Origin of the sequence: Auraticoccus cholistanensis (genome assembly GCF_009742705.1) — a bacterium.
GTDB classification, from domain to species: Bacteria; Actinomycetota; Actinomycetes; order Propionibacteriales; family Propionibacteriaceae; genus Auraticoccus; species Auraticoccus cholistanensis.
Genome location: NZ_WPCU01000010.1, coordinates 507,477 through 533,635 on the forward strand (window position 1 = coordinate 507,477; position 26,159 = coordinate 533,635).

Consider the following 26,159-nt stretch of genomic DNA (forward strand, 5'->3'; position numbering starts at 1 on the left):
CTGCCGCCAGGGTTGCTGACATGTCCTCCAGCTCCTCGGTGACCCGGCTCCCCCGGCCCCCCGCCCGACGCCGGGTCGCGCTCTACTCCCACGACGCGGTCGGCCTCGGCCACACCCGCCGCAACCTGGCCCTGGCCGGGGCGCTGGGTGGCAGCGGCACCGACGTGCTGCTGGTGACCGGCTGCCCGAGCGCCCCGCTGCTGGGACGCCCCGAGGGCTGCGACGTCGTCGTGCTGCCCGCGATGACCAAGACCTCCGACGGCTACGGCGCCCGGTTCTGGTCGATGCCCCCGCAGGACGTGGCCCGGGTGCGCGGCGAGGCCCTGCACGGCCTGCTGACCGCCTTCCGCCCCGACCTGCTCGTGGTGGACAAGCACCCGACCGGTCTCAACGGCGAGCTCGTCCGCACCCTGACGGCGCTGCGCGCCACCGGCACCCGCACGGTGCTCGGGCTGCGCGACGTGCTCGACGAGCCGTCCCGCGCCCGCGCCGAGTGGCAGGCCGCCGGCCACGACGAGGCCCTCGACCGCTGGTACGACCAGGTCTGGGTCTACGGGGACGAGCGGGTCCACGACCTGACCCGGGTGCTGCACGGCACACGCGTGCCCCGGCTGCCCTGGCACCAGACGGGCTACCTGGTCCCCCCGCTGCCGGCGCCGGCCGCCGGGACGCCCTACCTGCTGGCCGCCGTCGGCGCGGGCGGTGACGGCGGCGCCCTGCTGGGCGCGCTCGTCCGCGCCCAGGCCCCGGCCGGCCACCGGCTGGTGCTGGTGGGCGGCCCGGACCTGCCCGCGGACGTCCTGACCGGCCTCCGCGCCGCCGCCGCCCCCGGCGTCGAGGTCCACGGCCTGCGGACCGACACCCGCGCCCTGGTGGCCGGGGCCGCCGCCACCATCACCATGGGTGGCTACAACTCCGTCTGCGAGGTGCTCGCCACCGCCCGTCCGGCGCTGGTCGTGCCGCGGGTCGAGCCGCGGCTGGAGCAGCTGGTCAGGGCCGAGGCCTTCAGCCGCCACGGCGCACTGGACCTGCTCCACCCCGCCGAGGCCACCCCCGCCGCCCTCACCCGCTGGATGGCGGACGCCGTGACCCGCCCGGCCACCTCCGCCCCCGGTCTCGCCACCGACGGCCTGGCCCGGGTCGGCGAGCTCGCCGACGACCTGCTCCGCACCGCGACCGGGAGGACCGTCCGTGCTGTCTGACACCACCACCGCGCCAGAGGCGCTGCTGCCGGCCACCTCCGTGGCCCCGACGCCGGCGGTCCCCCGCACCGGCTACGTGCTGAAGATGTACCCGCGCTTCTCCGAGACCTTCGTGCTGCACGAGATGCTGGCCCGCGAGGCCGACGGCGAGCAGCTGGAGGTGTTCTCCCTCCGGCTCCCCGTCGACGGGCACTTCCACGCCGAGCTGTCCCGGCTGCGCGCCCCCGTCACCTACCTGCCGGTCGGCCGCAGCGCCGGCGAGGTGTGGGAGGCCGTCCGCGGCGCCCTGGCCGACGGGCTGATGGGCCCCCACCACCCCGGTGTCCAGGCGCTGCTCGGCGAGGAGGCCGGCGTCGCCACCCAGGCGCTGGCCCTGGCGCGGGAGGTCCGGCGCCGCGGCATCACCTCGCTGCACGCCCACTTCGCCTCGGTGTCGACCTCGGTGGCCCGGCTGGCGTCCCTGCTCACCGGGGTGCCGTTCACCTTCACCGCGCACGCCAAGGACATCTTCCACGAGGAGGTGGCCGACGACGACCTGGCGCGCAAGCTGGCCGACGCCGCCGCCGTGGTCACCATCTCCGACCACAACCACCACCACCTCCGCGACCGCTTCCCCGAGGCCGCGACCCGGCTGCACCGGGTGCACAACGGGATCGACCTGGAGTCCTTCGGCTACAGCGACCCGGCCGGACGGCCGGCCGGCGTGGTCGCCGTCGGTCGGCTGGTGGAGAAGAAGGGCTTCGACACCCTGCTGGACGCCGTCGCCCTGCTGCGCGCCGAGGGGGTGCAGGCGCCGCTGACCCTGGTCGGCGCCGGTCCGCTGGCGCCGGCGCTGGCCGAGCAGCGGCAGCGGCTCGGACTGGTCGGGGTGCAGCTGCTCGGGCCGATGCCCCAGCACGAGGTCAGGCGGCTGGTGGCCGGCGCGGCCGTCTTCGCCGCGCCCTGCCGGGTCGGCTCGGACGGCAACCGCGACGGCCTGCCCACGGTGCTGCTGGAGGCGATGGCCCTCGGCACCCCCTGCGTGGCCACCCCCGTCACCGGGATCCCGGAGGCGGTGCAGGACGAGGTCACCGGTCTGCTGGTCGAGCCGGACGACGCCGTGGCGCTGGCCGCCGCGCTGCGCCGGCTGCTGGAGCAGCCGCTGCTGCGCCGGAGCCTGGCCGTCCGGGCCCGGCAGCGGGTCGAGGAGGGCTTCGACGTCCGCCGCCAGGCCGCGGAGGTGGCCCGGCTCACCGTCCCGGCGCCGGTCGGAGGTGCCCGGTGAGGATCGCCTACGTCTGCCCCGACCCCGGTGTCCCGGTCTTCGGCACCAAAGGCTCGTCGGTGCACGTCCGCGAGCTGGTGCGCACCATGCGCCGGCACGGCCACGAAGTGGTGCTGTACTGCCTGCGCCGTGGCGGCGAGGCACCGCCCGACCTGGCCGACGTGGCCGTCACCGAGCTGCCGCTGCCCCGCACCGCCGCCGGGCTGGAGCGGGAGCTCGCGATCCGCGACCGGGTCCGCCAGCTGCAGCAGCGGGTGGTGGCCGACGGCCCCTGGGACCTCGTGCACGAGCGGTACGCGCTGTGGTCGGCCGGGGCGGCGGACCGCGGCCCCGACGGACCCCCCTCCGTGCTGGAGGTCAACGCGCCGCTGCCCGAGGAGGCGGCCCGGCACCGCGGCCTGGTCCAGCGCGAGCAGGCCGAGGCCGTCACCCGGGCGGCGCTGGCCGGCGCGGACGTGGTGAGCGCGGTCTCGGACCCGGTGGCCGACTGGTGCCGGCGCAGCGGCGCGGCTCCGCAGGCCGTGCTCACCGTGCCCAACGGCGTGGACGTCCACCGGATCCGTCCGGTGGTGCGCCGTGCGGGTCCGGGGTGGACCCTCGGCTTCACCGGCACCTTCCGGCCCTGGCACGGCACCGGCACGCTGGTGGAGGCCTTCGCCGTGCTGGCCCGCCGCGACGCAGGCGTCCGGCTGCTGATGGTGGGCGACGGACCGCAGCTGCCGGCCGTCCGCCAGCGCGTGGCCGAGCTCGGGCTGGAGCCGCGGGTCGAGCTCACCGGTGCCCTGCCGCACGAGGAGGTGGTGGCCAGCCTGGGACGGATGGACGTGGCGGTGGCGCCCTACGACGACCCCGGCCAGGACTACTTCTCCCCGCTCAAGGTCTTCGAGTACCTGGCCGCCGGGCTGCCGGTGGTCGCCTCCGACGTGGGCCAGCTGCGCGAGCTGCTGACCCCCGGCGGACGCCCGGCCGGCTGCCTCACGGCACCCGGCGACGTCGACGCCCTGGTCCGCGGCTGCGAGCTGGCCCGGCGGCAGGCGGCGGCGTGGGGTGTCCGCGGACGCCAGCTCGCCGTCGAGCGGCACAGCTGGGACGGCGTCTGGTCCCGGCTGCAGCAGGCGCTGCCGCTCGGAGCAGCCCGGTGAGCGCGTCCGGAGCTCCCGCCGCCGCGCCCGGTGGCGGCCAGGTCCGCCGCACCGCCCGCTTCCTGCGGCCCTACCTGCGGCCCTACCGGGGCCGGCTGGTGCTGGCGACGCTGGCGCTGCTCGCCGACGTCGGCTTCCGGCTGGTCGAGCCGTGGCCGCTGGCCTGGGTCATCAACGCCGTCGCCGCCCGCGACCGCAGCACCGAGGAGCTGGTCGAGCTGGTGCTGTGGTGCGGGCTGGCGGTGCTCGTCTTCGCCGCCGGCCGCGCGCTGTTCGCCTACCTGGCCGCGGTCGCCCTCACCAGCGTGGGCACCCGCGCGATGACCGCCGTCCGCTCCGACGTCTTCAGCCACGTGCTCGGGCTCGGCATGGGCTTCCACCACTCCTCCCGCACCGGCGACCTGGTGAACCGGCTGGTCGGCGACGTCGGCAAGGTCCGCGACGTCGCGACCACGGCCGCGCTGCCGCTGCTGGCCAACACCGTGACGCTGGTCGGGATGGCTGTGGTCATGATGGTGCTGGACCCGCTGCTGGGTCTGGTGCTGCTGGCCACCCTGCCGGTCTTCCTGGTCACCAGCCGTCGCTCCTCGCAGCGGATCACCGGCGCCGCCCGGCTGCAGCGCCGGCGCGAGGGCGACCTGGCCGGAACCGCCGGGGAGACCCTCGGCGCGATCCACGTCGTGAAGGTGTTCGGGCTGGAGCGCCTGCTCGGGCAGCGGTTCGCCGCGGCCGGCGAGGGCGACCTGCGCGACGGCGTGCGGGCCAGCCGGATGGCCGCCGCCCTCGAGCGGCGCACCGACGTGCTGATCGGCCTGGCCACCGCCGTGGTGCTGGTGGCCGGCGGCTCCCGGCTGATCGCCGGCGCGATGGAGCCCGGCGACCTGGTGGTGGTGCTGTCCTACCTCAAGAGCGCCTTCAAGCCGCTGCGGGACACCGCCAAGTACACCGGCCGGATCGCCAAGGCGGCCGCCTCCGGGGAGCGGATCGTCGAGCTCACCGAGACCCGGCCCGACGTGGTCAGCCGCACGGGGGCACGGCGGCTGGACGGGGTCCGGGGCGAGATCCGGATGGAGGGGGTGTCGGTGTCCTGGGACGGCCGGCGCACCGTGCTCCGCGACGTGGACCTGCACCTGCCCGCCGGCAGCCGGGTGGGTCTGGTGGGACGGTCCGGAGCGGGCAAGTCCACCCTGGTCAGCCTGCTGAGCCGGCTGCAGGACCCGGCCGGCGGCCGGGTGCTGCTCGACGGCCACGACCTGCGCGAGCTCGACCTGGCCTGGCTGCGGACCCAGGTGAGCGTCGTCCCGCAGGACACGGTGCTGTTCCGGATGTCGCTGCTGGAGAACATCCGGGCCGGGCGTCCCGACGCGAGCGACGCCGAGGTCCTCCGGGCCGCCCGGGAGGCCGGCGTGGAGGAGGTGGCCCAGCAGCTGCCGCAGGGCTACGCCACCGAGCTCGGCGAGCGGGGCGCCACCCTCTCCGGCGGGCAGCGGCAGCGGGTGGCCATCGCCCGCGCCCTGCTGCGCGACAGCCCCGTGGTCGTGCTGGACGAGGCCACCACGGGCCTGGACGCCAGCACGGAGGCCGGGGTCCGCGCCGCCCTCGACCGGCTCACCGTCGGCCGGACGGTGGTGGTGATCTCGCACGACGCCCACGCCGTCGCCGAGGTGGACACCACCGTGGTGGTCGCCGACGGCACGGTGGTGCAGCACGAGGGGCCGCTGCCGGCCGCCGTCGGCACCGCGGCGGGGAGGAGCCGGGCCGGTGTGCGCTGACCGCCTGCTCGAGACCAGCGCCGCAGCCGGGACGACCCGCGCCGCCGACCGGCGGCTGGCGGGGTCGGACCCGCAGCTGCCGGCGCTGGCCGTGGTGCTGGACCCCGACCGGCTCGGCGAGACGCTGCTGCCGGCGCTCGCGGCGGCCGGGGTCCCCGCCCGGGCCGTGACCGTGGACTACCTGCGCTACAAGCCGGGCACGAGCCTGATGGCCTCGGCCCAGCTGCTCACCCCCGACGGCGCCGAGCCGGCGCTGCTGCGGGCCTGGTCGTCGCGGCGGGGCCCGTCCCGGCTGCGCCGCCACGACCGCTGGCCGGCGGTCGAGCTGCCCGGGCTGCAGCTGGTGCTGGCCCCGGCCGAGGCCGAGCGCCGGCTGCAGGTGCAGCGGGCCCGGACGCGGGGCTGGCGGCTGCACCCCGAGGGCGAGCCGGGGTGGCCGACGGTGCCGCTGCGGTACCGGCCGGGGCGGCGCTGGGTGGGCCGTCTCGACGACGCCACGGGCACCCCCCGCGCCGCGGTGAAGGCGCTGACGGCCGACGCCGTCGGCCCGGTGACCGCGGCGCTTCGACGGGCCCACGCCGCCGGGGTCCCGGTGAGCCCGCTGGCAGGCACGGACGTCCGCCACGGTCTGGTGGCCACCCGGTGGGTGGAGGGCCGGCCCTGCTCGTGGACGGTCTCGGCCTACGCCGCCGACGTGGAGCAGCTGGGACGCGCGCTGGCTCCGCTGCACACGGCGCCCGTCGACGCCGACGCGGTGCTCGACCGGCGCGAGGCGCCGCTGCGCCGGGCCGACCAGGCGCTGCGCGCGCTGACCCGGCTGCTGCCCGACGACGGGGCGCTGCTGGACCGGGTGCGGCGGGCGGTGGGCGCCGCGGCCGGGTCGCTGACCCGCCCCACCACCCGGCCGGTGCGGGTGCACGGCGACCTGCACGCCGACCAGGTGCTCTTCACCTCGGGCGGGGCGGTGCTGCTCGACCTGGACCGCAGCCGGCCCGACGACCCGCTCACCGACCTGGCCAGCTGGACCGCCGCCGACGGCGGCGACCTGGACCGGGCCGAGCCGCTGGCGGCCGGTCTGGAGGCCGGTGGCGCCCCGGTGGGCGACCTGTCCGCGCTGGGTCTGCTGACCGCGGTCGCCGTGCTGCAGCGGGCGGTGGAACCGTTCCGCCACCGACACCCGCACTGGCCCCAGGAGACCCGGCGGCGGCTCCGGCGCGCCCTCGAGCTGGCGGCACGGTGAGCACCGCGCCTCCCGGCGCGGCCGCCCGGCTGGCGCCGCCGGACGTGCTGACCTCCGCAGCGGCGCGGTGGCGGGTGGAGCGGGCCTGGCCCCGCCCGGACCGGACCGTGCTGGTGGAGGTGGTGGACGAGGAGCACGGGCAGCTGACCGGCGGCCGCTGGGTGCCGCACGGGGTCGACGTGCCGGCGTCCCCGGCAGGGCTGACGGTGCCGGCCGACGGAGGCACCGCGGTGCTGCACCCCGGCGGCGACGACCCCCGGCTCCCCCGGCTGGCCGACGACCTCGTCGCCGGCGGGCGGCTGCTCGGGCACCGCGTCGGCCGGCGTGCGGTGGTGGCCCGGCCCGACGGCAGCTACGCCAAGCACGTGCGGGCGCGGTCGGTGCCGGCGGTGGTCGGCGGGCTGGAGGCGGCGGCCGCGGCGCTGGCGGGCCTCGCCGCCCCGACGCGGCTGCGCACCGTCGAGGTGGCGCGGGTGCGCACGGTCGAGGCGGGATCCGTGGTGGTGCTGGAGCCGCTGGCGGGGATGAGCCTGCTGGAGCTCGGGCGCCGCGCCGACGACGCCGTCGTGCTGGCGGCCTGGCGGGCGACGGCGGAGCTGCTGGCCGCGTTGCAGGCGGGCGACCCCGGGTCGGCGACGTGGAGCTCGCAGCAGGAGGAGTCGGCGACGCGCCGGCTGGTGGAGCCGGCGGTGGCCGCCGGGCTGCTGGACGCGGGTGCGGTGGAGCTGGTCGAGCAGGTGGCCGGTCGTCTGCACCGCCTCGGCGCACCGGACCGGGTGGTCCCGCTGCACCGCGACCTGCACGACCAGCAGGTGCTGGTCGACGCCGAGGCGGGCCGGGCGCCCAGGCTCGGGCTGCTGGACTGCGACACGGCCGTCGCCGGCGACCCGGCCCTGGACCCGGGCAACCTGCTGGCCCACCTGCGGCTGCGCGTGCTGCAGGGTCTGCTGCGCCCGGACCGGGCGGCGACGGCGGCCGCGGCCCTGGGAGCCGTCACCGGCGGCAGCGGCGAGGAGTCGCTGCGGCTGCACCAGCGGCTGACCCTGCTCCGGCTGGCCGGGCTGTACGTGTGGCGCCCACGCTGGCGCCACCTGGGCCCGGCGCTGCTGGCCGCGGCGCGGGAGGAGGCGCCGACGCCGGCGTGACCCGGCTCGCGTGCCCGGGCGACGGTCGCCCGGGCTCAGCCGTCGTCGTCGCCGCTGTCGTCGTCGTCGACCTCGACCGCGGTCGTCGCCACGGGGCGGCCGTCGGCGGAGCAGCTGGCCTCGATCGTCGCCGTCCGGGCGCCGGCGACGAACTCCACGCTCAGCTCGTCGTCGTCGCGCTCGACCTGCCCCACCTGGTAGCCGCCGGCCGGCGCGTGGGTGCGCAACGAGGGCACGCCTCGGGAGCACTCCACCGTGATGGACCCACCCGCGGATCGGAAGGTGCGCGACGTCCCGGCCGGCTCGCTCGGGCTGGGGCGCCGGGACGCGTCGCCAGCCGGCTCGCGCCCCTCCTCCGACGAGGGCGCGGCGGAGGGCGTCGGCGAGGACGGAGCGGGCTCCGGGGTCGGGGACGGCGGAGGTGGCGCGGACGATGACGGGGACGGCGAGGGCGACGCCGAGGACGAGGCGGACGGCGACCCGGCGGGTGCCGGCGGCGGACCGGCGGGCAGCCCGCTGTCGGGCAGCAGCTCCGCAGAGGACCGGACCGCCGAGTCGCCGGCCAGCTGCACCGCGCCCACGCCCACCACGGCGGCCACGGCGGTGAAGGCGATCCAGGACAGGCCCAGGGCGAGCTGGCGCCCGCCGAGGCGGCGACGGGGGGTCGGGGAGGTCATGCCCCCAGTGAACTCCAGGCCGCGGCCGGGCAGCCATAACGGAGCCCTAAGGGCCCGATAGGACTCGCACCGCCGGCGGTGAGAGGCCCTCTCGGAGCCCGCCGGGGCACGGTCGCGACAGTAGTGTTCGAGCCATGCCGCACGTGCTGCTGATCGAGGACGACCCCGGGATCCGCACCAACCTGGTGCGCGCCCTGGGTGAGCGCGGCTACGCCGTATCGACCGCCTCCGCCGGCATCCCGGGGCTGCAGCAGTGCATCGACGAGCGGCCCGACATGGTGGTGCTCGACCTGGGGCTGCCCGACGTAGACGGGCTGGAGGTGCTGCGGATGCTCCGCGCGGTCAGCCAGACCCCGGTCGTCGTGATCACCGCCCGCGACGGCGAGGGGCCGCTGGTGCAGGCCCTGGACGCCGGCGCCGACGACTACGTCAGCAAGCCGTTCAGCAGCACCCAGCTCGACGCCCGGATCCGCGCCGTGCTGCGCCGGGTGGCCACCGGGACCCGGGAGGCCCCGATCACCGTCGGCGGGCTGGTGGTCGACCGCCGCCGGCGCGAGGCCACCCTGGACGGCCGGGTCGTGGAGCTCACCCCCAAGCTGTTCGACCTGCTCAGCCTGCTGGCCAGCCGGGCGGGCGAGGTGGTCACCAAGCGCGAGATGGCGACCGAGGTGTGGAACCAGCCCTACGGGGGCACCGACAAGACGGTCGACGTCCACCTCTCCTGGCTGCGCCGACGGCTGGGCGAGAGCGCCGGCGAGCCCCGGTACCTGCTCACCGCCCGGGGCGTCGGGGTCCGTCTGGTGGACCCCACCAGCAGCGACTGACGTGCGTCGCAGCCTCGTCCTGCTGTCCGCGGCGACCACCACCAGCGTGGTGGTGGCCCTGCTGCTCGCCCTCGGGGTGGGGCTGCGGGAGCGCGGCGAGGAGCAGGTGATGGTGCGGGTCAGCGTGGAGGCGCAGAACCTGGTCACCGTGCTGGGCGACGACACCGACCCGGCCGGGCGCAGCCGCAGCCTCAGCGCCAGCGAGGAGTCCGTCGGCGGGGTGCAGGCCCTCGTCGTCGCCCCCGACGACGCCGTGGTGCTGGGCTCGGCGGCCCTGGCCAGCGGGAGCACCCCGTCCTCGTCGGCCGTCCAGGCGGCCCGCGAGCGCGGGCAGACGGTGGTGCTGGAGGCCGACGGCGGCCGGCTGCTGGCGGCCCCCTTCTACACGGGCGCGGGCACCGAGGTGCTGCAGGTGACCGTGCCCGACGAGCGGCTGCACCGCGGCCTGCTGCGCGCCTACCTGGTGCTCGGCCTCCTGGGGGTGACGCTCGTCGGGCTGGCCACGCTCGCCTTCGCGCGGCTGGGTGGCTGGTTCCTGGCCCCGGTCCGCGAGCTGGCCGTCGTCTCACGGGCGCTCGCCGGCGGCGACCTCGACCGCCGTGCCGTCCCGGGCGGACCCCGGGAGCTGGTGGACGTGGCCGAGGGCCTCAACGCGCTGGCCGAGCGGATCCGGGAGCTGCTGGCCGCGGAGCGGGAGCGCGCCGCCGAGGTGGCGCACCGGCTGCGGACCCCGCTGACCGCGGTGCAGCTCGGGGTCGAGGGCGTCGGCGACGAGCAGGAGCGTCAGCGGCTGTCCACCCTGCTGGCCAACCTGGCCCACGAGGTCGACGCGGTGATCACCACCTCCCGCGACCCGGGCAGCGGGTCGAGCCGGGTGGTGGACGCCCGCGAGGTGGTCGCCGAGCGGGTGGAGTTCTGGACCGCGCTGGCCCACGAGGAGGGCCGCCAGGTCCAGCTGACGCTGCCCCACACCTCTGTCTGGGTGCCGCTGGCCGAGCGGGACCTGGCCGACGTGCTGGACGTGCTGCTCGACAACGTCCTCTCCCACACCCCCGAGGGCACCGGGCTGCACGTCGCCCTCTCGCGCGCGGTGGCCGAGGACGACCTGGTCCGGCTGACCGTCGCCGACGAGGGGCCGGGCATCCCCTCTCCCGAGGTGGCGCTGGAGCGAGGGGTGTCGGGTGGCGGGTCCACCGGTCTGGGTCTGTCCATCGTGCACCGGGTGGTCGTCGGGGCCGGTGGCGAGGTGGAGGTCGGCAGCCGGCCCGGCGGCGGGGCGATGATCCGGCTGCGGCTGCCGCCCGCCCGGCCCGAGGTCTGAGGCCCGGGCGTCCCACTACGTCTCGAGAAGCTGTCCACAGATTCGAACACCGTGGCGAAAACTGTCGGTCCCGCGCCGTAGATTCGGAGCATGTCGACCAGCAGGGACGCCGCCACCGTGCTGGCCGAGCTGCGCGCCGACCGTGCCGCCGAGGACGCCGCCGCCGCGGCCGTCCTGCGCCGTGCCGCGGAGTGGGCGGATCTGCACCCGCCGGTCGAGGACGTCGCTGAGGCCACCTGGCAGGGCCGTCCCACCGGGGTGCCGCTGGCTGGTCCCGGGACCCCGGCCGTGGACGGTGCCTGCGTGGCCGAGCTCGCCGCAGCGCTGCGCTGCTCCACCGACGCCGGCAGCGCGCTGGTCGGGCAGGCGCTCGAGCTGCGGCACCGGCTCCCCCGTCTCTGGTCGCTCGTCCACCGCGGTGGGGTGGCGGCGTGGCAGGCCCGCCGGGTCGCCGCCCGGACCATGAGCCTCACCGTCGAGGCGGCCCGGTTCGTCGACGCCCAGGTCGCCGCCGTGGCCGGCCGGATCGGCCCCGCCCAGCTCGACCGGCTCATCACCGCCGCGACCCTGCGGTTCATGCCCGCCGAGGCCGAACAGCAGCGCCTGGCCGCCGCCGACGGCCGCCGGTTCGACATCCACCACGACCGCGACGGGTCGAGCTCCGGCCTCGCCGAGGTGAGCGGTTGGCTTGACCTGCCCGACGCCCTCGACCTCGACGCCGCCGTCACCGACGGCGCCCGCGCCCTCGCCGACGCTGGCTGCCAGGCCTCGTTGGACGTGCGCCGCTCGATGGCCGTCGGTGAGCTGGCCCGCCACCAACCCGCCCTCGACCTCGCCACGACGTCCGACAGCCAGACGGCTGAGGCTGCCCCGGCGCCCCGACCGCGGGTGCCCGTGACGCTCTACCTCCACCTGCCGGCGGAGTCCCTCGCGTCAGGCACCGCCCCGGGGTGGGTGGGCAACACCGGCACCCCGGTCACCGCCGGGCAGATCCGCGACTGGTGCGGACGCCCCGGGACCCGGATCACCGTCCGACCGGTCGTCGACCTCAACGAGACGGTCACCGTGGCGGGGTACGAGGTGCCCGAGCGGATCCGGGAGCACATCGCCCTGCGCGACCGGACCTGCGTCTTCCCCTGGTGCAGCCGACCCGCCCACCCCCACCCACGACGCACCCACCGGGCGGACGGGGAGCCGGCGTGGTCGACCGACGCGGACCACATCGTGCCCTTCGCCGCCGGCGGACCGACCGCCACCGACAACCTCGCCCCGCTGTGCCGACGCCACCACCGGCTCAAGACCTTGCACGGCTGGCGCTACCGACGCACCGCACCCGGGAAGTACCTGTGGGCCAGCCCCCACGGGCTGCACTTCACCCGCGGTCCCGACGGCACCAGCGACAGCGCGTCGCCACCGGGTGCACCTCCGCCTGAGCCCAGCCGACCTCCGGACAGAGCTCGTCCACCCACCGGGTGAGGTCCGTCCCGGCCGGCCGGCACAGCCGCGCGCGCCGATGCCGCTCGGGTGAACCGCGCCCCTGCATCGCCGACTCCCACGCCACGGACTGGGCGATGCTGCCCCCCGCTGGTGGTGAGTTCGCGGCGCCCGCCCGACGGGATCAGTCCCGGGCGCCGATGCTGCGGACCTGGAGCTCCTTGCGGCTGGCCTCCAGGCCGAGCAGCGTCGTGAACATCTGGTTGTAGCGGGTGGTCTGCTCCACCGGGTTGGTGCGCTGCAGCCGCGACTTGAGGTCGGTGATCTGCCGGGTGACCGCCAGCAGCTGGATCCGGGCCACGTGGACGTCGGCGTAGGACTGGTCGGGGTCGGGGCGGCGCAGCGGCTCCACCGCCAGCGCCACCGCCAGCTGCTGCACCACCGGGTCCTCGGTGGCGTCGCGCACGTCGGAGACCCAGTCGGCCGAGCCGTCGGCGGCCAGCGCGGTGTGCATGGCCCGCACCAGGCCGGCGTAGGCGGGGTGCGTGAAGTGCTCGGGCACGAGGCCGCCGAGGGTGGCGTCGAAGAGGTCGGGGCGCTGCACGATGAGCTGGCAGGTCTCGCGCTCCACGTCCAGCCGGGGGTCGTCCGCCAGCGGCACCGGGGTGCCCTGGGGGCGGGTCCGCGGCGCCTCCGCATCCGGCTCCGGCTCGCGCTCGGCCTGCTCACCCCGGGCCCGCCGGTCGCCACCGCGCACCTCACCACCGCGCGGGTCGCCGCGCCGCTGGGCCCGCGCCAGCTCGGCGCGCACCTCCTCCACGTCCATGCCGAGCATCCCGGCCAGCTCGCGGGCGTAGCCGGCCACCAGCGAGGTGTCGCGGATGCTGGACACCAGGGGGGCCGCCGCCCGCAGCGCCCGCAACCGGCCGTCGGCACGGTCCAGGTCGTACTGGGACAGCACGTTCCCCATCACGAACCGGTACAGCGGCACCCGCCGGGCCACCAGCTCGCGGACCGCGGCCTCGCCGTGCTGCAGCCGCAGGTCGCAGGGATCCAGCCCCGACGGCTCGACGGCCACGTAGGTCTGGGAGATGAAGTTCTGGTCGCCGCTGAACACCTTCAGCGCCGCGGCCTGGCCGGCGGCGTCGCCGTCGAAGGTGAACACGACCTCGCCGGAGAACGCGTCGGAGTGACCCATCAGCCGCTGCAGCGTCCGGGCGTGGTCGTCGCCGAAGGCGGTTCCGCAGGAGGCGACCGCGGTGTCCACCCCGGACAGGTGGGCGGCCATCACGTCGGTGTAGCCCTCGACCACCACCGCCTGACCCTTCTTGCCGATCTGAGTCCGGGCCAGGTCCAGCCCGTACAGCACCGAGGACTTCTTGTAGACCGGCGACTCGGGGGTGTTGAGGTACTTGGCCGGCATCCGGTCGTCGTCGTGCAGCCGCCGCGCCCCGAACCCCAGCACCTGCGACCCGGCGTCGCGGATCGGCCACAGCAGCCGTCCCTGGAAGAAGTCGAAGCCGCCGCGCTCGCGCACCAGCCCGGCGCGCACCAGCTCGGCCTCGGTGAACCCGCGCGCCTTGAGGTGCTGGCCGAGCGCGCGTCCGGCCCGGGGCGCGTAGCCGACCCCGAAGCGCTCGGCGGCGGCCCGGTCGAAGCCCCGCTCGGACAGGAACCGCCGCCCGACGACAGCCTCGGGACCCATCAGCTGCTCGGCGTAGAACTCCTCGGCGGCCTTGTTCGCCGCCAGCAGCCGCAGCCGCAGGCCGGGGGCGTGGCCGGGGCCGTCGCCGTCGGTCCAGCGCAGCTGCACCCCCACCCGGTCGGCGAGCTGCTGCACCGCCTCGGCGAAGGACAGGTTGTCCACCTTCTGCACGAAGGTGATCACGTCACCGCCCTCGCCGCAGCCGAAGCAGTAGTAGAACCCCCGCGCCGGCGTCACCTGGAAGCTGGGCGTCTTCTCGTCGTGGAAGGGGCACAGCCCCTTGAGCGAGCCGCTGCCGGCGTTGCGGAGGGCGACGTGGGAGCCGACGACCTCGTCGATCCGGGCCCTGCTGCGGACCTCCGCCACGTCCTCGTCGTTGATCCTCCCCGCCACGCAGCGGAGTCTACGACCCGCCCCGCACCCCCATAACCACGTCCGCCGGCCCCTCGTCCAGCGACACGCCGGGAGATCTTGCCGCTCGACCGGCCCGCAATCTAGCCTGCCCTCCGGCGACCGTCGTAGACGGGTTTCAGGGGACGCCGCGAGCTGAAGGACCACCGTGTCGCTGCGTCGTCCCCTCGTGCTGCTGGTGTGCACCCTGCTCACCGCGAGCCTCGCTCTGGTCCTCTCCCCCGTCGCGCCCGCACCGGCGGCGGTCCGCAACCCGTTCAGCGCGGTGTACCAGAGCAATGAGAACGGCACGATCACCATCGTGGGCAACGCCCAGATGAGCTGCCCCACCGGTGGCATCGAGTGCGCCGCCGCCCGCAACGGCACCGCCTCCACCGCCGCGCTGAACACCAACAACGGCCACACCATGGCCTTCCTCGACACCGACAACGTCGCCGCCACCACCAACTCCACCTCCAGCGAGCTGGCCCTGCCCGCCGGTTCCACGGTCCTGCACGCCCGCCTGGTCTGGAGCGGCCGCCAGCAGGCCGGCACCGGCGGGGTCGCCGCCAACGGCAACATCGCCCAGGTCGGCTTCCGCACCCCCGGCCAGGCCGCCTACACGACCCTCACCGCACCGGCGGACCAGGTGTACGCACCCACCGGCCTGACCACCACCGACGCCGGCGTCTACCAGGCCGCGGTCGACGTCACCTCCCAGGTGCAGGCCGCCGGCTCGGGCACCTACTGGGTGGGCAACATCCGCGCCGCCACCGGCCAGGACCGCTACGCCGGCTGGTCGCTGGTGGTCGCCTACCGCAACCCCTCGCTGCCGCTGCGCAACCTCACGATCTTCCAGGGCTTCGCCGACGTCACCACCTCCAGCACCGCCAACTCCACCGTGGACATCCCCGTCTCGGGGTTCCGCACCCCGGCCAGCGGCACGGTCAACGCCTCGGTCGGCTTCGTGGCCTGGGAGGGCGACCAGGGCAGCACCGGGGACGCCCTGCGCTTCAACGGCGCCACCCTCTCCGACGCCGCCCGCCCGGCGAACAACTACTTCACCTCCCGCATCACGAACCTGGGCTCCACGGTGACCACCCGCAACCCCAGCCACCTCAACAACCTCGGCGTCGACATGGGCACGAGCAGCGCCAGCGGGTTGCTCGCGAACAACCAGACCTCGACGACCCTGCAGGCCACCACCACCGGAGACTTCTACTACCCCGGTGTCATCACCACCGCGATCGACCTCTACTCCCCGCGCTTCCCCGAGGTGACCAAGTCGGTGGTCAACCTCAGCGGCAGCAGCACCGCCCAGGCCGGTGACACCCTGGAGTACACCGTCAGCTTCTCCAACACCGGAGGCGACGCCGCCGCCAGCTCGGTGGTGCGCGACGCGCTCCCCGCCGGCGCCACGTACGTGCCGGGCAGCCTCGTCGTCACCGCGGGCACGGGCACCGGCCCCAAGACCGACGCCGCCGGGGACGACCAGGCCGAGTACGACGCCGCGGCCCGCACCGTCCGGGTGCGGGTGGGCACCGGCGCCACGGCCACGGCCGGCGGCACCATCGCCCCCGGGACCACCAGCACGTTCCGCTTCCGGGTGACCGTGGACCGCGCCGCCGCCGGCACCACGCTGGCCAACACCGCGCTGCTGGACTACCGCGCCGTCACGCTGGGCCAGGACCACACCTTCACCGGCAACACCGTGAGCACCCCCGTGGGCCAGATCGCCGACGTCGGCATCACCAGCACCTCCACCCCGCCCACCCAGGACGCCGGCGGCCGGGTCAGCTACAACCTCACCGTCACCAACAACGGCCCGAACGCCGCCGCGAGCACCGTGGTCACCGACACCCTTCCGGCCGGCACCACCTTCGTCTCGGCCGACCCCTCCACCGGCACCTGCGGCCAGAGCGGCGGCACCGTCACCTGCCAGCTCGGCACCCTGGCCCCCGGCGCCACCGTCACCATCCCGGTGGTGGTCGAGGTCGCCCCCGGCGCGGCCGTCGGCACCCTGGTCAACCGCGCCTCCGTGACGACCACCACCGGCGACGACGTGCCCGCGAACAACAGCACCACCGTGTCTACCACGGTCACGCGGTCAGCCGACGTGGCCGCCACCGTCAGCGGCCCGACCAACGCGTCCGCCGGTGAGGAGGTGACCTGGACCGCCACCCTGACCAACAACGGGCCCTCGTCCGCCCTCGGCGCCTCCCTCACCGACCTGCTGCCCGACGGCGCCACCTTCGTCCGCGCCACCGCCTCCGACGGGGGCACCTGCACCAACGCCAACAACCAGGTCACCTGCACCTTCGGCGACCTCGCCCCCGGCGCCACCCGCACCGTCACCGTGGTGGGACGCCTCGACGCCGGAGCGCCCACCGGCTCGGTGCTGAACACCGCCACCGCCTCCTCGAGCACGAGCGACCCGGTCCCCGCCAACAACACCGCCACGGCCACCACGTCGGTCACCCAGCGGGCCGAGCTGAGCCTGACCAAGACGCCGTCGGCGGCCTCCGTCGCCGCCGGTTCGCGGGCCCGCTTCACCGTGGTCGTCACCAACTCCGGGCCCAGCGACGCCAACGGCGTGGTCCTCACCGACCCGGCCGTGGCGGGCTACACCGTCACCGGGGCCAACGCCAGCCAGGGCACCTGCACCCTCACCGACGGCAACCTCCGCTGCGAGCTGGGCCGGATCGGTCCGGGAGCCAGCGCCACGGTCCAGCTGGTGGGCGACGTCTCCCCCGCCCGCGCGGCCGGCCCGCTGGCCAACACCGCCTCGGTGACCACGTCCACCCCGCAGGGCAACACCGGCAACGACTCGGCCACCGGCACCGCGCAGGTGACCGTCAGCGCCGACGTCTTCCTGACCAAGACCGCCACCCCGAACCCGGTCGTGGCCGGGGAGGCGCTCACCTACACCCTCACCGTCGGCAACAACGGCCCGTCGCGGGCCACCGGCGTCACCATCAGCGACGTCCTGCCCGCCGGCACCACCTTCCGCAGCAGCGCGGACTGCACCGCGTCCGGGCAGGAGGTGACCTGCCCGGTCGGCAGCCTGGACGTGGGCCAGACCGTCACCCGCACCGTGGTCGTCGACACCGACCCGTCCCTCCCCGTCGGTGGCATCAGCAACGACGCCACCGTCAGCGCCACCAGCCCCGACCCGAGCGCCGCCAACAACGAGGCCTCCTTCACCTCCACCACCGGTGCCAGCGCCGACCTGTCCCTGACCAAGACCACCTCCCCCACCCCGCTGGTGGCCGGGCGTCCGGTCACCTACACGCTGCGCGTCACCAACACCGGCCCCTCGACCGCGCAGGGCGTGGTCGTCACCGACACCGCCCCGACCGGGGTCACCTTCACCGGCGCGACCGCCAGCGACGGCAGCCCCTGCACCGTCACGGCCGGCCGCGTCAGCTGCGCGCTGCCCTCGGTCGACGACGACGAGGTCGTCACCGTCGAGATCACCGGCGCGGTGGCCAGCACCGCCCTGGGCGCCAGCTCCAACACCGCCTCGGTGACCGCGGAGACCCCGGGCGACCCCACGGCGTCCAACAACAGCTCCACCTCGAGCACCACGGTGCTCACCCAGGCCGACCTGGGCGTGGTGCTGTCCCCGCCCGCCGGTCCGGTCGCCGCCGGTGAGGTGGCGACCTACCAGCTGCGGATCACCAACGCCGGGCCCTCGGTGGCCCGCAACACCATCGTCACCGGGCAGGTGCCGCCGGGGCTCGTCCCCGTCCCCGGCTCCAGCGGCGGCGCCTGCGAGGTGATCGGGGAGACGGTGCGCTGCGCGCTCGGCACCCTGGCCGCCGGTGCGGACACCACCGTGCCGCTCCAGGCCCGGGTGCCCAGCGGCACCCCCGAAGGCAGCATCCCCGGCAGCGCCTTCATCGGCTCCAGCGCCACCGACCCCAACCCCGCGAACGACGAGTCCACCTCCGAGCTGGAGGTGGTGACCCGGGCCGACGTCGGCCTGGCCAAGGACGTCACCCCCGACACGCTGGTGGCCGGGGCGCCGGCGATGTACGAGCTGACCCTGGACAACGACGGCCCGTCGGACGCCGTCGGCCTGGTCCTCACCGACGACCTCCCCGCCGGGCTGCTCCTGCAGTCGGTCTCCTCCACCCTGGGGACCTGCGCGGTGGACGGCCAGAGCGTCACCTGCGACGTGGACCGGCTCGCCGCCGGCGCGCAGGCGTCGGTGATGGTCCAGGTCCTGGTGGACCCGGCCGCCACCGGCAGCCTCACCAACACCGCCTCCCTGACCTCCGGCACCACCGACCCCGAACCCGGCGACACCTCGGCCTCGGTGAGCGCCCCGGTCGTCCAGTCCGCCGACCTGCGGATGATCAAGGCCGTCGGCTCCGACAGCGTCGTCGCCGGCACCTCCACCCCCTACACCCTCACCGTGGTCAACGCCGGCCCCTCCGACGCCGTCGACCTGGAGATCACCGACCCGCTGCCCGCGGGCCTCACCGTGCTGCCCGGTCTGGACGGCGGGGCCGCTGACTGCTCGGCCTCCACCTCCACCAGCATCAGCTGCTCGCTGGCCGACCTCCCGGCCGGCGCCTCCACCACGGTCAGCTTCAGCGCCCTGGTCGCCAGCTCGCTCACCGACGGCACCGAGCTCGCCAACCGCGCCGAGGTCACCTCGCCCACCCCGGACCAGACCCCGGACGACCGCACCGACGAGGCCAGCACCACCGTCGCCACCAGCGCCGACGTCAGCCTGGTCAAGGCGGCCAGCCTGACCGAGCCGACCGCGGGTGAGGGCCAGCGCTACCAGCTGACCGTGACCAACAACGGCCCCTCCGACGCGAGGCGCGTGGTGGTCACCGACCAGCTGCCCGAGGGCACCAGCCTCCGCACCGCCGACGGCGCCGGGGACTGCTCCGCCGACGGCCGGACCGTCACCTGCGAGCTGGGCACCATGGCCCCCGGCGAGATCCTCACCGTGCTGCTCGAGGTGGACCTGGGCGCCGACCTGGCCGGACGCACCCTGACCAACAGCGCCTCGGTGAGCACGGCCACGCCCGACCCCGACGCCGACGACGACACCGACGAGCAGACCAGCGTGGTGGGCGGGCGCAGCGACCTCGGGGTCAGCAAGACCGTCACCTCCGGGGCGGTGGTCGCCGGCGGCCAGGTCACCTACGCCCTGTCGGTGACCAACGCCGGCCCCTCCTCCACCCGCGACGTGCGCCTGGTCGACACGCTCCCCGCCGGGGTCACCTACGTCTCAGCCACCGCCGCCGGCGGCGGCGACTGCTCCCCCGTCCGCGGCACCGTGGTCTGCACCTGGTCGGCCCTCGCCGTGGGAGCCGACCCCCTGACGGCCACCGTCACCGTGGCCGTGCCCTCGGCCACCGCGCCGGGGACCGCGCTGACCAACACCGCAGCCGCAACCTCGGCCAACCCCGACCCGACCCCCGCCCCGGCCACCGTCACCTCCACCGTCGGCGCCTCCGCGGACCTGTCGGCCGACAAGAGCCTGCTCGAGGCGCCCGTGGCCGGTGAGGACGTCCGCTGGCAGGTCACGGTGGCCAACGCCGGACCCTCCGACGCCACCGGCGTCACCCTGGTCGACACCGCCCCCGCCGGCGTGACGTTCACCGAGGCCCAGACCCCCCGCGGCGCGTGCACGGTTACGGCCGGGGAGATCAGCTGCTCCCTCGGCACCGTCGCCTCCCAGGACAGCCTCGCCGTCACCCTGGTCGGGGCGCTCGACCCCGGCTTCACCGGTGCGGAGCTGAGCAACACCGCCACCGTGGACTCCGAGGTGGACGACGCCGACCCGGCCGACAACTCCGACACCGCCACCTCCCCGGTCACCGCCGCCGCCGACCTCGGCGTCACCAAGACCGCCGACCCGGCCACCGCCACCGCGGGCAGCCCGCTCACCTACACCGTGGTCACCACCAACGCCGGGCCCTCCACCGCCCGGGGCGTCACCATCACCGACACCCTGCCCGCCGGCTTCACCGCCGCCACGGCGACCCTGACCGACCCGGGGCTGGGCGGGTGCGAGCTGGACGGCTCGGAGGTGACCTGCACCGTCGCCTCGCTCGCCGACGGCGCCACCGCCACCGTGACCGTCACCGGCACGGTGACCGCGGACCTCACCGCCGCCGACCTGACCAACCGCGCCTCGGTCCAGTCCGACACCGAGGACCCCGACCGCTCCGACGACACCACCACTGTCTCCACCGCCGTGACCACCTCGGCCGACCTGGTCGTCGTCCAGCAGGCCCCCGCCACCGTGGTGGCCGGTGCCCCGATCAGCTGGGACCTCCAGGTCACCAACAACGGCCCCTCCGACGCCCGCGGCATCCTGGTCACCGAGGTGACCTCCGACGCCGTCGGCTCACTGCGCGCCACCCTCGACGGCCAGGACTGCGTGGTGCAGGGCACCACCGTGAGCTGCCCGCTCGGCACCCTGCCCGCCGGCGAGAGGGTCACCGTCACCGTGACCGGCGTGGTCGAGGCCGACACCACCGCCGCGCAGGTCTCGGCCACCGCTGCCGTCCGCGGCAGCACCACCGACCCGGTCACGGCCAACAACACCAGCACCACCACCACCGCGGTCACCAGCGCGGCCGACCTCCGGATCACCAACACCGCCGCCACCCCCACCTTCACCGCCGGTGAGCGGGTGTCCTGGCTGGTCGAGGTCCGCAACGTCGGACCGTCCACCGCCCGTGCGGTGTCCCTCACCGACGTCCTCGGCGCCGGCCTCACCGGCGTCACCGCCACCGTCGACGGGGTGCCCTGCCTGGTGCTCTCCGACACCGACGTCCTCTGCGAGCTCGGTGACCTCGGGGCCGGGTCCTCCGCCGTGGTGACCGTCTCGGCGCTGCTCGGTGCGGACTACACCGGAGACGTCGCGACCACCCTGGCCACCGTCCGCAGCACCACCACCGACCCGGTGCCGGACGACAACAACGCGCCCAGCACCACCGACGTGGTGACCAGCGCCGACCTACGGGTCGCCAAGCGCCTGGTCGGCGACGCCGTGGCCGGCGAGGCCATCACCTTCGAGGTGGTCGCCACCAACGACGGCCCCTCGCAGGCCACCGGGGTCGTGCTCACCGACACCCTCCCCGACGAGATCACCCCGACCGGAGCCACCCTGCCCGGCGGCACCTGCACCGTCGAGGGCCAGGTCGCCACCTGCACCCTGGACGGTCCGCTGGCCGACGGCGCGACCGCCGTGGCCACCGTCACCGGCGCCCTGGACGCCGGCTCGACCGGCGACCTGACCAACCTCGGGGCCGTCGGCGCAGACACCTCCGACCCCCAGGCGGGCAGCGACACCACCTCGGTCACCGTCCACCCGGATGCCGACGCGGAGCTCTCGGTGGTCAACGACGGCCCGGACGTCGTGGTCGCCGGTGAGGAGGTCGAGTGGGTGGTCACCGTCACCAACGACGGCCCCTCCGACGCCACCGCCGTCCAGCTGACGCACCTGCTCCCCGCCGGCCTGACCGGCGTCACCGCCACCGCCGGGGACCAGGAGTGCGACGTCGACGACAGCACCGTCACCTGCCAGCTGGGCGACCTGCCCAGCGGCACCTCGGTGCAGGTCCGGGTCCGGGCCACCCTCCCGGCCTCCTCCACCGCGACCACGATCAGCACGACCGCGACGGTGACCTCCGGCACCCCCGACGCCGACTCCACCGACGACACCTCCGTGGCGGAGTCCGCCGTCGCGACCTCCGCCGACGTCGCCGTCACGGTCTCCGCCGACCCCACGACGTTCACCGCCGGACGCAGCGGCAGCTACCTGGTCACCGTCCGCAACGACGGCCCCTCCGACGCCCGGCTGGTGACCCTGCGCGACGTGCTCCCGGCAGGGCTGGTCCTGACCGGTGACCCGGACGCCGACCAGGGCAGCTGCACCGTGGCCGGGGACGAGGTCGACTGCGCCCTGGGCACGATCGCGGCCGGGGACTCGGTCCAGGTGCGGCTCCCGGTGACCCTGGTCAGCAGCTTCACCGGCACCCGTCTCTCCACCACCGCCACCGTCGCCACCGCCACCCCCGACCCGGCCGCCGGCAACGACACCACCACCCTCAGCTCGCCGGTGGCCCGCCAGGCGGACCTGACCGTCACCAAGACCGGACCCGAGAGCGTCACCGCCGGCGAGGCGCTCGGCTGGCAGGTGACCGTCCGCAACGACGGCCCGTCCTCGGCCGAGGGCGTCGTCGTCACCGACGAGCTCCCCTCCGGCCTCGGCGAGGTCAGCGTGCTCAGCACCCTGGGCACCTGCGTCCGCGACGGTGACACCGTCCGCTGCGAGCTCGGCGCCCTGGCCCCGGGCACCGAGGCCACCATCGACCTCGCGGTCGTGGGCGGTCTGCCGGCGGGCTACGCCACCGGCACTCTCACCAACACCGCCACCGCCACCTCCCCCACCGACGACTCCGCCTCCGACGACGGCAGCCCCGACGGCCGCACCGACTCCGTCGACACCGAGGTCGTCGCCCGCGCGGACCTCAACGTCTCCAAGCAGGCCACCACCGGCTCCTTCACCGCCGGGGGCGAGGTGTCCTGGACCATCACCGTGTCCAACGCCGGACCCTCGACCGCCCGCGACGTCGAGCTCACCGACGTGGCCCCCGGCGGTGTCACCGGTCTCACCCTCACCGGTCCGGGCGGCGTCGAGTGCGACGGGCTCGTCTGCTCCCTCGACGACCTGCGCCCCGGCCGGGAGGCCGCCGTGGTCATCACCGCGACCGGCCAGCTGCCGGCCGACGTGACTGCCGACTCGCTGGCGAACCAGGCCCTGGTCACCACCACGACCACCGACCCCAACCCCGGCGACGACGAGGTGACCTCCTCCACGACCGTGCTCACCGCGGCGGGGGTGTCGGTCACGAAGGAGACGGAGGACACCACGGTCGTGGCCGGGGAGCAGATCAGCTGGACGCTGACCGTGGGCAACGCCGGCCCCTCGGTGGCCCGTGACGTGGTCCTCCTCGACCCGCTGGCCGACGGCCTCACCGACGTCGCCGTGGACGCCCCCGACGCGGTGGACTGCAGCACCGACGACGGCGTGTCCTGCACCGTGGGCACCCTCGACCCCGGTGCCTCGACCGAGATCACGGTCACCGCGACCGTGGACCGCGGCTTCACCGGCACCGAGCTGACCAACACCGCCTCGGTCACCTCGACCACCCCCGACGCCGACCAGGACGACAACGCCGACAGCTTCACCAGCGTGGTGACGACGAAGGCCGACCTCGCCGTCACCAAGACCGGACCCGACCGCGGCACCCCGGGGGAGACCATCCGCTGGACCCTCGAGGTCGGCAACGACGGACCCTCCACCGCCCGCGCGGTCCAGCTCACCGACGCCGTCCCCGCCTCGGTCACCGGCGTCCAGGTCGAGGACGAGGGCAGCGGCTGCACCGTCACCGGGAACCTGGTCAGCTGCACCGTCGGCGACCTCGCCCCCGGGGCGTCGCCGTTCACGGTCACCCTCGTCGGCACCGTCGCCCCCGACGCCACCGGCACGGTGAGCAACACCGCCGTGGTCACCTCCGCCACCGCCGAGGTCGACACCGCGGACAACAGCGACACCCAGGTGACCACCCTGACCGGTTCCGCCGACGTGTCGGTCACCAAGACCGTCGACCCGGTGGTCCCGGTGGCGGGCCAGCCGACCACCTTCACCCTGACCGTGGCCAACGACGGACCCTCCACCGCCCGTCAGGTCACCCTCACCGACGCCGTCGACCCGGCCCTGGTCGTCACCGGGGTGTCCGGCCCCGCCGACGCCTGCACCACCGTCGACGGTCTCATCAGCTGCGCGCTGGGCGACCTGCCCGCCGACGGCACCCCGGTCGTGGTCGAGGTGGGCGTGGACGTCCCGGCCGACTACGCGGCGGCGACCTTCAGCAACACCGCCACCGTCGACTCTGGGACCACCGACCCGGACGAGGTCGACAACTCCTCCACCGTCGCCGGGCCGGTCGCCACCTCGGCCGACCTGTCGCTGGTCAAGACCGTCGACCCCGGCACCCTGTCCCCCGGCGAGCCGGCCACCTTCACCCTCACCGTGGACAACGCCGGTCCCTCGGTGGCCCGCGACGTCACCGTCACCGATCCGGTCGACCCCGCCCTGGACGTCACCTCGGTGACCGGTGCGGAGTGCACGACCAGCGACGCCGGCGTGGTCACCTGCGACCTCGGCGACGTGGCCCCGGACGCTCCGCCGGTGGTCATCACGGTCGTGGTCGACGTCCCCGCCGACTACTCGACCGACACCTTCTCCAACTCCGCGACGGTCACCTCGGTCACCACGGACCCGGAGCCCGGCGACAACACGGGCACCGTCTCCGGCCCGGCGGCCCCGCTCGCCGACCTCTCGGTGACCAACACGCCCGTCTCCGGCGCGGCCGTCCCCGGCACCCGGGCCACCTGGGAGGTGGTGGTCAGCAACGACGGGCCGGCGCTGGCCCGCGGCGTGACCCTGCAGCAGCTGCTGCCCGCCGGGGTCAGCCTGGTCTCGGCCACCGGTGACGGCGTCGAGTGCGACACCGCCACCGGCCTGTGCACCCTCGGCGACCTCGAGCCGGGCGGCACCCGCACCCTCACCGTGGTGGCGGAGGTCGACGAGGGCTACCAGGCCCCGACGGTGACCAGCACCGTCTCGGTCACCTCGACCACCCCCGACCCGGTCCCCGCCGACGACGTCGCCTCCAGCACCCTCGGCTCGGCCGCCTCGGCCGACCTGTCGCTGGTCAAGACCGTCGACCCCGAGGTGCTGTCCCCCGGCGAGCCGGCCACCTTCACCCTCACCGTCGACAACGCCGGCCCCTCGCTCGCCCGCGACGTCCGCGTCGTCGACCCCGTCGACCCCGACCTCGAGGTCACCGGCACCGAGGTGAGCGGGGCCGACGCGGAGTGCACGGTGAGCGACGCCGGCGTCGTCAGCTGCGACCTCGGTGACCTGGCCCCCGACGCCGAGCCGGTCGTCGTCACCATCGACGTCGACGTCCCGGCCGACCACGCGACCGACACCTTCTCCAACAGCGCGGTGGTCTCCGCCGCCACGGCCGACCCCGACGCTGGCGACAACACCGGCACCGTGTCCGGCGACGCCGCCCCGCGGGCCGACCTGACCGTCACCAACACCCCGGTCTCCGGGGCGGCGGTGCCCGGCAGCCAGGTCACCTGGACGGTCGTGGTCAGCAACACCGGACCGGCGCTGGCCCGCGGCGTCACCCTGACCGACGTCGTCCCCGCCGGCGTCACGCTGGTCTCCCTCGACGGCACCGGCGCCACCTGCGACGCCACCACCGGCAGCTGCGCCCTTGGTGACCTCGCCCCCGGCGACAGCCGCACCATCACGGTGGTGGCCGCGGTCGAGGCCGACTACGACGAGCCGACGGTGACCAGCACCGCCAGCGTCGCCGCCACCACGCTCGACCCCGACGACACCGACAACGTGGCCCCGAGCACCGTCGCGGTGGTCGGCTCGGCCGACCTGTCGCTGGTCAAGACCGTCGACCCCGGGACCCTGTCCCCGGGTGAGCCGGCCACCTTCACCCTCACCGTCGACAACGCCGGCCCCTCGGTGGCCCGCGACGTCACCGTCACCGACCCGGTCGACCCGGCCCTCGAGGTCACCGCCGTCGAGGGCGCCGACTGCACCGTCACCGACGGCACCGTGGCCTGCGCCCTCGGCGACCTCGCCCCCGACGCCGACCCGGTGGTCATCACCGTCGACGTCGACGTCCCGGCCGACTACGCGCCGACCACGTTCACCAACGCCGCCACGGTCGCCGCCTCCACCGACGACCCGGACCCGACCGACGACACCGGCACCGTGACCGGCGACGCCGCCGCGCAGGCCGACCTGTCGGTGGCCACCACCCCGCTGTCCGAGGTCGCCGTGCCCGGCACCGAGGTGCGCTGGGAGCTCACGGTCCGCAACGACGGGCCGGCCCTGGCCCGCGGCACCACCCTCTCGGAGGTGCTGCCCCCCGGCGTCACCCTGGTCTCGATCACCGGCACCGGCGCCACC

At 75.6% G+C, this 26,159-nt stretch carries 12 protein-coding genes; 10 read left to right on the forward strand and 2 right to left on the reverse strand.

All coding sequences use genetic code 11. The annotated features are described in order from the left end of the window. Nucleotides 1-20: 20 nt before the first annotated feature. The 6 genes from GC722_RS15930 to GC722_RS19390 are packed head-to-tail and all read left to right on the forward strand — an operon-like array spanning nucleotide 21 to nucleotide 7,765. Nucleotides 21-1,202, forward strand: coding sequence for a glycosyltransferase family protein (locus GC722_RS15930; protein WP_156611718.1), 1,182 nt, complete (start codon nucleotides 21-23; stop codon nucleotides 1,200-1,202). Then, nucleotides 1,192-2,466, forward strand: a complete 1,275-nt coding sequence (locus tag GC722_RS15935; RefSeq protein ID WP_331714958.1) for a glycosyltransferase family 4 protein — start codon at nucleotides 1,192-1,194, stop codon at nucleotides 2,464-2,466. Before GC722_RS15930 ends, GC722_RS15935 begins: the two co-directional genes overlap by 11 nt. After that, nucleotides 2,463-3,608, forward strand: a complete 1,146-nt coding sequence (locus GC722_RS15940; RefSeq protein WP_156611720.1) for a glycosyltransferase family 4 protein — start codon at nucleotides 2,463-2,465, stop codon at nucleotides 3,606-3,608. Before GC722_RS15935 ends, GC722_RS15940 begins: the two co-directional genes overlap by 4 nt. Beyond that, the gene (locus tag GC722_RS15945) at nucleotides 3,605-5,380 is read left to right on the forward strand and encodes an ABC transporter ATP-binding protein (protein ID WP_197430211.1); all 1,776 of its coding nucleotides are present in this window, start codon (nucleotides 3,605-3,607) and stop codon (nucleotides 5,378-5,380) included. The genes GC722_RS15940 and GC722_RS15945 overlap by 4 nt, the downstream gene beginning before the upstream one ends. Beyond that, complete coding sequence (locus GC722_RS15950; protein WP_156611724.1) at nucleotides 5,370-6,620, forward strand: aminoglycoside phosphotransferase family protein; 1,251 nt, start codon at nucleotides 5,370-5,372, stop codon at nucleotides 6,618-6,620. Before GC722_RS15945 ends, GC722_RS15950 begins: the two co-directional genes overlap by 11 nt. Continuing rightward, entirely contained in the window at nucleotides 6,617-7,765 is a 1,149-nt protein-coding gene (locus GC722_RS19390; protein ID WP_156611727.1) for a phosphotransferase family protein, read from the forward strand. Before GC722_RS15950 ends, GC722_RS19390 begins: the two co-directional genes overlap by 4 nt. Before the next feature lie 35 nt (nucleotides 7,766-7,800). Here the strand turns inward: GC722_RS19390 and GC722_RS15960 are convergent, their stop codons facing one another. Next, nucleotides 7,801-8,442 carry a hypothetical protein gene (locus tag GC722_RS15960; protein ID WP_156611728.1) on the reverse strand — a complete coding sequence of 214 codons (642 nt, stop codon included), beginning with the start codon at nucleotides 8,440-8,442 and terminating at the stop codon, nucleotides 7,801-7,803. 134 nt (nucleotides 8,443-8,576) lie between these two features. On the opposite strand from GC722_RS15960, the gene GC722_RS15965 reads away from it, so the two are divergent. The 3 genes from GC722_RS15965 (at nucleotide 8,577) to GC722_RS15975 (ending at nucleotide 12,063) form a co-directional block, all read left to right on the forward strand. Further along, nucleotides 8,577-9,266, forward strand: a complete 690-nt coding sequence (locus GC722_RS15965) for a response regulator transcription factor (RefSeq protein ID WP_156611730.1) — start codon at nucleotides 8,577-8,579, stop codon at nucleotides 9,264-9,266. 1 nt (nucleotide 9,267) lies between these two features. Next, nucleotides 9,268-10,587, forward strand: coding sequence for a HAMP domain-containing sensor histidine kinase (locus GC722_RS15970; RefSeq protein ID WP_156611732.1), 1,320 nt, complete (start codon nucleotides 9,268-9,270; stop codon nucleotides 10,585-10,587). A 90-nt stretch (nucleotides 10,588-10,677) separates the two neighbouring features. Further along, nucleotides 10,678-12,063, forward strand: coding sequence for an HNH endonuclease signature motif containing protein (locus tag GC722_RS15975; protein ID WP_156611734.1), 1,386 nt, complete (start codon nucleotides 10,678-10,680; stop codon nucleotides 12,061-12,063). Nucleotides 12,064-12,205: 142 nt separating this feature from the next. On the opposite strand, the gene dnaG is transcribed toward GC722_RS15975, so the two are convergent. Beyond that, nucleotides 12,206-14,119: a DNA primase gene (dnaG, locus tag GC722_RS15980; protein ID WP_331714959.1), complete on the reverse strand. Its 1,914-nt coding sequence runs from the start codon at nucleotides 14,117-14,119 to the stop codon at nucleotides 12,206-12,208. 166 nt (nucleotides 14,120-14,285) lie between these two features. Between dnaG and GC722_RS19040 the strand changes: the two genes are divergently transcribed. After that, nucleotides 14,286-26,159 (forward strand): hypothetical protein (locus GC722_RS19040; RefSeq protein WP_331714960.1); only part of this gene is annotated, 11,874 nt, incomplete at its 3' end.